Genomic DNA, 10,638 nt, shown 5'->3' with positions numbered 1-10,638 from the left:
ATGACAGAACAGCACCAGGACCAGCCACAAGCGTGGACCCCACCTCGCTTCCTGCCTCCGGCCGAACCCCTCCGCCGCGCGGACGGCTCGCGGCACTATCCAGGGATCAGTTACGCCACCCTGCCCGGCTACCGCCCCCTCAAGCTCGACCTGTGGGTGCCCGAGGGCGAGGGACCTCACCCGGTTGTCGTCTTCGTCCACGGTGGTGCCTGGGCGCTCGGCGACCGCGGCGACCTGCTGCCCGCACAGGACACCTCCGCCGTGATCGACCTGCTGCTGGCAGCCGATTTGGCTGTCGCGTCCCTCGACTACCGGCTCTCGCGCGAGGCGACCTTCCCCGCGCAGCTCCACGACACCAAGTCCGCAGTGCGCTACCTGCGCCGCCACGCGGATCAACTCGGCCTGGACAGCAGGCGGACAGCCGTGTGGGGAGAGTCGGCCGGCGCGCACCTCGCCGCGCTTCTCGCCCTCACCGCAGACCGTGTGGAACTGGCGGGCAACATCGGTGTCACCGGGCCCGACAGCACGGTCGTGGCCGCCGTCGGCTGGTACGGCATCTACGATCTCGCCGCCCTGCCCACGTTTGTGCTCCCCCTGGACATCACCCTGCCCGCGGACACGGCACAGGACTTGATCGAGCAACTGCTCGGCGGAGTCGCCGATCGGGAACTGGCCATGCCGGCGAGCCCTGTCACCTATGTCACCGCCGCCGCGCCGCCCTTCCTGCTGATCCACGGCACAGCCGACAGGCTGGTGCCGTTCGAGCAGAGTCTTCTCCTGGAAAAGTCCCTGCTGGCCCACAGTGCCGAAGTCCAGTTGGTACCCGTCGACGACGCCGACCACGGACTGTTCGGGGCACCGGAACTCGCCACGCTGCTCCAGCAGACCGTCGCCTTCCTCAGCACGCACCTACGGGAGGAAAACCGATGACGACCACTTCCCCCGACCGGCAGCTCGACGAGCTGCTGGGCCAGGTACTCGGATCCCTCCAGGGCGAGGACCCACGGCTGCGCGAGCTGGCCGGTGGCCTGGTCACTCACCTGCACGCCTTCGTACGGGAAGCCCGGCCCACCGAAGTCGAGTGGCAGCGGGCCATGGACTTCCTGGTCCGCACCGGAGCCGCCTGCACCGACCGCCGCAACGAGTTCATCCTGCTCTCCGACATGCTGGGCCTCACCTCCGCGGTGGACGAGGTCAACCATGCCGGGCCGCCCACGATGACACCCAGCTCCGTCGAGGGGCCCTTCCATTCACCCGCACCGCCGCGCCCCATGGGCGCCTGGATCGCGGAAGGTCCTGAGCGGGAACGCGGCGAGGCCGCGGTCGTGCACGGCAGGGTCACCGACTGCGACGGAGTGCCCCTCGCCGACGCTGTGCTGGACATCTGGCAGGCCAACGACACCGGCCTGTACGACAGCCAGGACGACGGGCAACCCGACGGCAATCTGCGGGCCTTGCTCACCACCGGCCCTGACGGCGCCTACTGGTTCCGTACGGTCAGACCCAGCAGCTACCCGGTGCCGACCGACGGCCCGGTCGGCGAGCTGCTCCGTGCCCTGGGCCGGCACCCGATGCGCCCCGCCCACGTCCATCTCAGGGTCGAGGCGCCCGGCCACCGGCCGCTCACCACCCACGTCTTCGTCGACGCGGACCCCTATCTCGGCTCCGACGCGGCCTTCGCCGTCAAGGACGCCCTCGTTGTGCCCTTCGTACCGTGCACCGACCCGGAGACGGCCCACCGGTTCGGCATGAGCGGCCAAGGTGCGTTCCTGCAGGCCCGGTTCGATATCCGGCTCGCGGCGGAAGGACCCGTCCAGTGAAGCTCATCGGATTGCGTCCGCCGTCGGCACGGCGCGGCAGACAGCAGGTCATGGTCGGTGTCGTCGTGGACGACCGGGTGACTCCCCTCGTGGAGGCCGTCGACTTCTACGAGGACCTGCCGCGATGGCTGGAGCGGGCGCGCAAGGTCCGTCGTGGCTCGGTCCGGCTCGCGGATGTGATGCCGGAGCCGCCGGTACCGCCGTCGGCACGGGTCCTGTGCATCGGGCTCAACTACCGTGCGCACGCTGCCGAGGGCGCCTTCCAGGTGCCCGAGCATCCGACCGTCTTCGGACGTTGGACGGCCTCGCTCTCGGTGGGCGGACGTCCGGTGCCGGTACCCGCCAACGAACCGGGGCTGGACTGGGAGGGCGAAGTCGCGGCCGTTGTCGGCGCCCGGCTCAGCGATGCGGACGAGAGCGAAGCGGAGGCAGGAGTGCTGGGGTACGCCGCCTTCAACGACCTCACCGCCCGTACGGCGCAGAAGCTCACCGCCCAGTGGACTCTCGGCAAGAACGCCGACCTCAGCGGCCCGCTCGGCCCCATCGTCACGATCGACGAGACGGGCAGTCTCACCGACGGTCTGCGCCTGGTCACCCGGGTCAACGGCGAGGTCATGCAGGACGGGAACACCCGCGACATGATCTTCGCCGTGCCGGAGCTGCTTTCCCGGATCAGCCGCACCATGACACTCCATCCCGGCGACATCATCGCCACGGGCACACCGGAAGGAGTCGGCTACGTCCGCAGGCCACCGCGTCTACTGACCCCTGGCGACGTCGTCGAGGTCGAGGTCGACCGGCTCGGCCTGCTGCGAACCCCGATCACCGACGCCTCGGCGAGGTCCAGCGCGTGACGGACACGAGAGCACAGGTGCTGATAGCGGGTGGCGGGCCGGCCGGACTCGCGGCCGCCATCGAACTCGGCCGGCGCGGGGTGCGCACCTGCCTGGTGGAACCCCGCCTCACCGTCGACGACGGCAGGCCCCGTGCCAAGACGACCAGCATCCGGACCATGGAGCATCTGCGCCGGTGGGGCCTGGCCGACCGGCTGCGTGCAGCAGCGCCGATGCCCGTCGCATGGTCCCAGGACGTCATCTTCTGCACAGCCCTGCTCGGCACCGAACTCACCCGCTTCCGCAACGCCTTCGGGCTCCATGAGGGCCGCAGCGAACACTGGGCAGAAGCCGGTCAGCAGGTGCCCCAGCCGATCGTCGAGCGAGTGTTGCGCAAGGCGGTCTCCGAACTCGCCGCAGTGGACGTGCTCATCGGTCACACCGTCACCTCCGTCGATCACGACGCGGCCGGGGTGCGCGCCACCGTTACCTCGGGTGACGGATCGTCCAGCGTCGTCGAAGCCGACTACCTGCTGGGGTGCGACGGCTCGGGCGGGATCAGCCGTGCGGCGATCGGCGCCACGTACACCGGGACGTCCGGTGAACGCCCGAACCTCAACATCGTCTTCCGCGCACCCGGACTGGCCCGGCGGATCACTCTGGATCGGGCCGTGCAGTACTGGATCGTCAGCCCCGAGGCCTCCGGGCTGATGGGCCGACTCGATCTGGAGGACCAATGGTGGGCGATCGTCCAACACGCCGACACGCGGGCGTCCGGACCTGCCCCCGAGGCGCTGGTGCGTTCGCTCATCGGAGGCCCCGCTGACGATCTGGATGTACAGGTCGTCGCCACTGACCGCTGGGTCGCCCGGATGATGCTCGTCGACCGTTACCAGTGCGGGCGGGTCTTCCTTGTCGGCGACGCGGCCCATCTCAACCCGCCATGGGGCGGTCACGGCTACAACACCTGCGTGGGCGACGCGGTGAACATCGCCTGGAAACTCGCCGCCGTCATCCATGGCTGGGGCGGCCCGGGGCTCCTGCAGAGTTACGAGCCCGAGCGTCGGCCGGTCGCCGCGCAGACCATCGCCGACAGCGCGGCCCAGGAGCGGCTGCTCGCCCCGTCCTTCACAGACGCCGACGACGCTCAGTTGGCCACCGCACTTCAGGCCAAGCGCAGTGAATTCCACAGCGAAGGCCTGGTACTCGGTTACCACTACGCCGGTTCACCTGTCATCGTCGACGACGGCTCACCGACACCGGCCCACCAGCTCACCACTTACCACCCCTCATCACGCCCCGGCACCCGCCTGCCCCACACCTGGCTCCCCGACGGACGCTCCCTCTACGACCTGCTCGGCGAGGGCTTCACCCTGCTGCGCCTGTCCGAGACTGCCGATCCTGCTCCGCTGCAACAGGCGGCCCGTACCCGGGGGGTACCGCTCACCACCGTCGACCTCTCGGCACTCGAGCTGGCCGAGCGGTACGGCGCACCACTGCTCCTGATCCGGCCCGACCAGCACATCGCCTGGCGCGGCGCTACTGCGGCGCACGCCGGACGACTGATCGACACCGCACGTGGAGCACTTGTCGACGTCCTGACAGAGTGAAAGTTCTTCAGCCGCCAGCCGGCGAATGATGCCGCAGGCCAAGCTGAGGCTGGCGTCGCAGCCGACCTCGGGAGAAGGCTCCCAGCCGCCCTTCCGCAGGGCTCAGTCCGCAACGGGGCGCGATGTCGAAGCACCGGCTGCCCGACTACCGCGCTGCGAACACGACCGTCGCGTCGAAGACCGGCGTGACCCGGCAGAGGTTACGGATGACCGACGTGCCCAAGCCCAAGTCGGTGATGGGAAGGCGGCGGCCGTCATCGCCGGGTCTTCGCAGCGGGAGAGTCCCGTGCCCGTGTCGGTCAGGAGCAAGTACCGACAGCAGGATTGGAGCGCCTGGAGCGATGACCGCGCGCGACCTCCTCACGAGCAAGCAAGAGGGCACGCTCGTACGAGTGCAAGACCTCGGGCGGCCAGGCGTCACCGCTGTAGGCGTCGATGTGGGCTGCGTCGGCTGGTCCGCCGTTCCTGGCTGCGCCTCTGCCCGCGCGTGGTCGGTCCAGGAGCGTGCATGGCGGCCCGAAGCCATGGGTGATTTCCCGAACAACACCAAGGAGAAGCAATGGTCGGTTCCCATGTGCACCTCGCACAGCGTCCAGTCATTCCCGGCTTTCACCCCGACCCGAGCGTCTGCCGAGTCGGCGACATCTACTACCTCGCAACGTCGTCGTTCGAGTACGCTCCCGGCGTCCCGATCTTCACCTCAACCGATTTGCGGTCGTGGACCCAGGCGGGGAACGTGCTGAGCCGGCCCGCGCAGCTGGCGGTGTCCGGAGCCGAGGCATCGCGTGGCATCTTCGCCCCCACGCTGCGGCACCACGACGGCCGGTTCTGGATGATCACCACAAACCTCTCTGACGGTGACGGTCACCTTCTGGTCACCGCCGACGATGCGGCAGGCTCCTGGAGCGATCCCGTACGCGTCACTGGTGCTCCGGGCATCGACCCGGACCTTGCGTGGGACGACGACGGCACCTGCTTCCTGACCTGGTCCCAGTACGGACGTATCACGCAGGCTGTGCTTGACCCGGAGACAGGGAAACTGCTCACCGAGCCGCGCGCACTGTGGCAGGGCACCGGCGGCCAGTTCCCCGAGGGACCGCACCTGTACCGCGTCGGCGAGCACTGGTACCTGCTGATCGCGGAGGGAGGCACCGGACAGGGACACGCGGTCACCATCGCTCGCGGCCCCGGCCCTTGGGGGCCGTTCGAGCCCTGCCCGCACAACCCGGTGCTCACCGCCCGGGGCACTTCGGCCGCCGTGCAGAACACCGGCCACGCCGACCTCGTGCAGCGCCCCGACGGATCCTGGGCGATGGTGCATCTCGGAGTGCGCGCGCGGGGTGCCTTTCCCAGCTGGCACGTCGTGGGCCGGGAGACCTTCGCCGTCGAGATCGACTGGGACGCCGGGTGGCCGTATGTCACAGGCCCCATCGAACCGGCAGAGTCGCCTTCGGCTGTGGTCGTTGAGAACATCTCCGCCGGCGACACTGCGGCGCTGCCGCCGACTTGGGTGCGCCCAGGCGGCTTTCCCGGGGAAGTTCTGAGCAGCGGTCAGGGGTGGCTGCTGCGAGCGCTGGCGGACGGTTTGAAGTCGCGTCAGGACGATGTCGCCTTCATCGGCCGTCGACAGCAGCACATGCTAAGCAGGTTTCGCGCCGTCGTGTCCGCTCCGCAGGGCACCATCGGCGGCATCAGCATCCGCATCGACGCGCGGCACCACTTCGATCTGGAGGTCGAGGGTGACGAGGTGCGGGCCGTGGTCCGGATCGGTCCGGCCCGTTCGGTTCTCGGCCGGTGCCCCGTCTACCCAGGTCAGGACGTGACACTCGAGCTGCGAACTGAGCCTGCCCGAGGTGAGATTCTGAGCTCCGAGCGCGGCCCGGACCGCGTCGTGGCGGCGCTTGTGCAGGGCGCCGAGGTCCTGAATCTGGGGGACATCGACGGCCGCTACTTGTCCACAGAGCTTACCGGGGGCTTCACGGGGCGCCTCTACGGGATCTGGTGCGCGCGCGGCGAACTCGTCATGTCCAGCACCCGCTACAAGGGTACGGACGAGACGGAGGCGTGACACCAGCCGGTCGGTGCCCACGGCTAGTCAGCCGGTCACGCGGATGTGTTCCGGCCCTGCAGCGGATATCGACGAGGACAATCATGGTCGGTGCTGGATGCCGTCGCGGTACACGGTTCAGGGGGCTGGCCAGCGTGGAGAACGGCGAAGTCCGCGTGGGCCCGTTCCACTGGCAGGGTGCTGCGCGTGAAAGTGGCCCTCCTCAAGCTATTGCTTGGCCCTGACCAGCCCGATGTCGTACGCCGCGATCACGGCCTGGATGCGGTCGCGGGCCCCGATCTTGGTGAGGACGCGGCCGACGTGCTTCTTCACGGTGGACTCGGTGAGGACGAGTCGTTGGGCGATCTCGGTGTTCGTCCAGCCCCGGCCGATGGCGACGAAGACCTCACGTTCGCGGTCGCTGAGAGTCTGCAACCGGGGGTCCTCGGCGGTGGGGGCTTCGGCCGGGGCGAGGACGTGGTGGGCGTAGGCGTCCAGTAGACGGCGGGTCAGGCGGGGGGCCACCACGGCGTCGCCCGTCGCGACCGCACGGATACCCGCGACGAGTTCCTCGGGGCGGGCGTCTTTGAGCAGGAATCCGCTGGCGCCGGCCCGCAGGCCCTCGTAGGCGTACTCGTCGAGGTCGAAGGTGGTGACGATGAGGACGCGGGTGCGACCGCCGGTGGCGATGATGCGGCGAGTGGCCTCGATGCCGTCCGTTCCGGGCATACGGATGTCCATGAGAAGGACGTCGGGGCGCAACTCCGCGGCCAGGCGGACGGCCTCCGCACCGTGCTCGGCCTCGCCGACCACGTGCAGGCCCGGGGTGCCCTCAAGGAGCATGCGCACGCCCATGCGCTGCAGGGGCTGGTCGTCGGCGATCAGCACGGTGGTCATCGCGGGAGTTCTCCCGATGCTTCCGGCGCGGGCGTCGCCTCAAGTACGACGTCAACGACCCAGCCGTGGCCGGTGTCGCGCGGTCCGATGATCACCGTGCCGCGGTACATGGCGGCTCGCTGGCGGATCCCGACCAGGCCGTGGCCGGGTGCGTGTTCATGTGCGGCCGGCTTCGGTGGCGGGGGAGACCCGGGGGGTCTGCCGGTGTCGGCGACTCGGATCCGTACCTCTCCCGCCTCTGCGGTGATGTCGACCTCGGCGGTCGTGGCGGTCCCCGCGTGCCTGAGCGTGTTGGTCAGCGACTCCTGCACGATGCGGTACACGGTGAGCTGTACGCCGCTGCCCAGCGAGTCGAGATCGCCCACCGTCCGGTAGGCCGCGCGCAGGCCTGCTGCGCGCACCCGTGCCAGTAGGGGGTCCAGATCCCGGATGCCGGGCTGAGGGCTGAGCGTCCTTTCACCGTCCCGTTCCTCACGCAGGACCCCTAGGACCCGGCGCAGTTCGCTCATGGCCTGGCGGCCGGTGTCGGCGAGGATGCGCAGGGCGTCGGTGGAGTGCTCGTTCCGGTTGGCGGCGAGGGTCGCGGCGCCGTCTGCGAGGCTGACCATGACGGAGAGGTTGTGGCCGACGATGTCGTGCATCTCGCGGGCGACTCGGGAGCGTTCGGCGGCCGCGGTGAGTTGCATGCGTTGGTGCTGCTCGATCTCCAGCCGTCGGGCGCGGTCCTCCAGCGCAGCCAGGTACATCCGTCGGATGCGGAGTGTCAGGCCGACGGCGATGGCCGCCGTGACCGTGGCCAGCAGGAAGAAGCTGCCGACGAATGGATGTTCGGTCGACGCCAGGAAGAAGACAACCAGGATCCCCTCGACGACGGTCAGAGCGGCTGCCCAGCCCAGCGCCCGCAACGAACCGTTCCGGGCCAGGGTGTACAGAGCGATGAGTGCGCTGGCGCTCGTCGGCAGCCAGAGACCCATCGTCCATTGGGCGAGGGAGACCGCCGCGATCACGAAGTACGTGAGCGCCGGGGCCTTGCGGCGCCACCACAGCGGAACGATGAGAGCGGCGTGGCAGCCGAACAGGGCGCCGGAGGTCAGTTGGTCACGGGTGGTGGTGTCCCCGAAAGGGGCGTTGCCGTCGCCCCGGAGCAGGACCGGCAGGCTGAACAGGACGACGGCCAGCACCACTGTGGTGTCGAGCAGCCACGGATGCCGGCGGTCCAGCCGCTGTCGGCGACCCTGGTCGCGCAGCAGCCTGCCGAGCAGCGGATGCGCCCAGGCGGCACCGAACCCGAGGGACGGCGTGACCGCTGCCGTCCCCCGGGTGCCGGCCCCGGCGGCTGCCGAACGATGCGAACTCATGGACACCAGTGCCTCCGTCGCCGGATCAGGCGTCGGACTTGACGAGGCGGTAACCTGCCCCGGCGAGTGTCAGGGCCACCCAGCCGGCGAAGACCGCGAGGCCCGTTGCTGGTGAGAGGGAGCCCGAGGCCTCGTGCAGGGCGTAGACGGCCGAGCCCGCGTTGCTGGGGAAGTAGGGGTTGATGTTGTCGTACAGCGAGTCCGGCAGGAGCGAGGCCAGGCCGGGCAGGATGAGCAGGATACCGACCAGGACTGCGATGGCTCCGGCAGAAGAGCGGATCAGAACGCCCAGGGCCACGCCGAACACGGCGACCAGGCCGAGGTAGACACCGGCGCCGGCCAGACTGCGCAGGACGCCGTCGTCCCCCAGGGACAGAGCGATGTTCTCGCCGTCCAGCCCCGGGGTGCCCAGCAGGAACGCGGCCAGGGCGCCGATGCTGGTGAGGACCAGGGCGATCGGGCCGATCACGGCGGCCTTCGACCACAGGACGGGCAGCCGGCGTGGTACCGCGGCCAGGGTGGAGCGGATCATGCCGGTGCTGTACTCACCCGCGGACAGCAGCACCCCGAGTACGCCGACGGCCAGCGAGGCGAACGTGACACCAGTCAGGGCCAGGCTCACCGCGGTGCTGTCGACGCTGGCCCCACCCGGCGGCCCGCCGGTCGCTGCGCCCGGACTGTAGGTGTAGGAGGCGATCGTCCCGAAGAGGACCAGCAGGAACACGGCGACACCCAGGGTGATCCAACTGGAGCGCAGTGACCAGAACTTGGCCCACTCCGAGCGCAGCACCCGCAGACCGGTCACCTTGTAGGCAGTAGCGGACGTGGGGGCGTCGGGCGCCGTGGAGAGTTGGGTGTGCCTGCCAGGGCGCCGATTGGGACGGAGTGAGGTGGTGGGCATCAGGCGGCCTCTCGTTCGGTGTCGGCCGGAGCACTCTGGTACTCCACGGCGTCGCGGGTGAGTTCCATGAACGCCGCCTCCAACGAGACGGACTGCGGGGTGAGTTCGTACAGCGCCACCCCGTGCCGGGCGGCGATCGCTCCGATCTCACGGGCGTCGTGACCCAGCACCAGCAGCTCCTCGGTGGAGGAGGAGGTGATCGTGACATCCGGGCCGGACAGCAGCGAGCGCAGCTTCGCGGTCTCGGCGGTGGCGACCTTCACACCGCCGCCGCTCGCCTCCCGGGTGAAGTCGTCGACGGTGGTGTCGGCGAGCAGCCGACCGCGTCCGATGATCACCAGGTGGTCGGCGATCAGCGCGGTCTCGCTCATCAGGTGCGAAGAGAGCATCACCGCCCGGCCCTCGTCGGCCAGCGAGCGCAGCAGGTTGCGCACCCACAGCACGCCCTCGGGGTCGAGGCCGTTGACCGGTTCGTCGAGCATGACGATCGCGGGGTCGCCGAGCAGGGCCGCCGCGATGCCGAGCCGCTGGCCCATGCCGAGCGAGAAGGCCCCCACCCGCTTGCCGGCCACGCTGGTCAGGCCGGCCAGCTCGATGACCTCGTCCACCCGGCTGCGCGAAATGCCGTGGGTGTACGCGAGCGCCATCAGGTGGTTGAACGCACTGCGCCCGGGGTGGACGGACTTGGCCTCCAGCAGGGTGCCGATCTCGTGCAGCGGTGCGGACTGCATGGCGTAGGGCCGACCGCCCACGGTGACCGAGCCTTTGGTGGGGGAGTCCAGGCCGACGATCATGCGCATGGTCGTGGACTTGCCCGCGCCGTTGGGGCCCAGGAAGCCGGTCACCTCCCCGGGCTTGACGGTGAAGCTCAGGTTGTCGACGACCGTCTTGTCGCCGTACCGCTTCGTCAGCTCGTGTACGTCGATCATGGGGGTGGGCCTTTCCTGCCGTGGAATCGGCCGCGGATGCGCCGCGGTGTCTGCATTCGAAGGTACGAGCGCGGCAGGGCCGGACCATGGGCCCAGGGGGGAATCTTCGGCGTCCCTGTGGTACCCCGGTACCACAGGGACCGCTCGCGCCGACGGCTCTCAGCGAGGCCTCCGCGGACTCCGCGCGAAATCCCGGCCTGGTGTCGAGAAGTTCCCGCTCGGGGCGCGAAGGTTCTGTACATC

General features: G+C 69.7%; 9 protein-coding genes. 5 read left to right on the top strand and 4 right to left on the bottom strand.

What is annotated here, in order from left to right:
* From ACWC09_RS11505 to ACWC09_RS11485, 5 genes are all read left to right on the top strand, one after another.
* A complete protein-coding gene (locus ACWC09_RS11505) occupies nt 1-930 on the top strand; it encodes an alpha/beta hydrolase fold domain-containing protein (RefSeq protein WP_450850306.1) in 930 nt (309 codons plus the stop codon).
* Nucleotides 927-1,820: a dioxygenase family protein gene (locus ACWC09_RS11500; RefSeq protein WP_450850305.1), complete on the top strand. Its 894-nt coding sequence runs from the start codon at nt 927-929 to the stop codon at nt 1,818-1,820. The genes ACWC09_RS11505 and ACWC09_RS11500 overlap by 4 nt, the downstream gene beginning before the upstream one ends.
* Nucleotides 1,817-2,674 (top strand): fumarylacetoacetate hydrolase family protein, encoded by an 858-nt coding sequence (locus ACWC09_RS11495; protein ID WP_450850304.1) that lies wholly within the window; start codon nt 1,817-1,819, stop codon nt 2,672-2,674. The genes ACWC09_RS11500 and ACWC09_RS11495 overlap by 4 nt, the downstream gene beginning before the upstream one ends.
* Nucleotides 2,671-4,263 carry an FAD-dependent monooxygenase gene (locus ACWC09_RS11490; RefSeq protein ID WP_450850303.1) on the top strand — a complete coding sequence of 531 codons (1,593 nt, stop codon included), beginning with the start codon at nt 2,671-2,673 and terminating at the stop codon, nt 4,261-4,263. The genes ACWC09_RS11495 and ACWC09_RS11490 overlap by 4 nt, the downstream gene beginning before the upstream one ends.
* Before the next feature lie 559 nt (nt 4,264-4,822).
* Nucleotides 4,823-6,331, top strand: a complete 1,509-nt coding sequence (locus ACWC09_RS11485; protein ID WP_450850302.1) for a family 43 glycosylhydrolase — start codon at nt 4,823-4,825, stop codon at nt 6,329-6,331.
* A gap of 207 nt (nt 6,332-6,538) precedes the next feature.
* On the opposite strand, the gene ACWC09_RS11480 is transcribed toward ACWC09_RS11485, so the two are convergent.
* From ACWC09_RS11480 to ACWC09_RS11465, 4 genes are read right to left on the bottom strand one after another with little or no spacing between them, the layout of a single operon-like run.
* Nucleotides 6,539-7,207 carry a response regulator transcription factor gene (locus ACWC09_RS11480; RefSeq protein WP_330262894.1) on the bottom strand — a complete coding sequence of 223 codons (669 nt, stop codon included), beginning with the start codon at nt 7,205-7,207 and terminating at the stop codon, nt 6,539-6,541.
* Nucleotides 7,204-8,565 (bottom strand): sensor histidine kinase, encoded by a 1,362-nt coding sequence (locus tag ACWC09_RS11475; RefSeq protein ID WP_381334161.1) that lies wholly within the window; start codon nt 8,563-8,565, stop codon nt 7,204-7,206. The genes ACWC09_RS11480 and ACWC09_RS11475 overlap by 4 nt, the downstream gene beginning before the upstream one ends.
* Before the next feature lie 25 nt (nt 8,566-8,590).
* Nucleotides 8,591-9,466 carry an ABC transporter permease gene (locus tag ACWC09_RS11470; protein WP_387136959.1) on the bottom strand — a complete coding sequence of 292 codons (876 nt, stop codon included), beginning with the start codon at nt 9,464-9,466 and terminating at the stop codon, nt 8,591-8,593.
* Nucleotides 9,466-10,395 carry an ABC transporter ATP-binding protein gene (locus ACWC09_RS11465; protein WP_450850301.1) on the bottom strand — a complete coding sequence of 310 codons (930 nt, stop codon included), beginning with the start codon at nt 10,393-10,395 and terminating at the stop codon, nt 9,466-9,468. The genes ACWC09_RS11470 and ACWC09_RS11465 overlap by 1 nt, the downstream gene beginning before the upstream one ends.
* Between the last annotated feature and the right edge of the window lie 243 nt (nt 10,396-10,638).

It is taken from the genome of Streptomyces sp. NPDC001617 (assembly GCF_053596855.1).
Note: the sequence above shows the minus strand (reverse complement) of the source record. Positions and strands in the feature narration are given on the sequence as shown.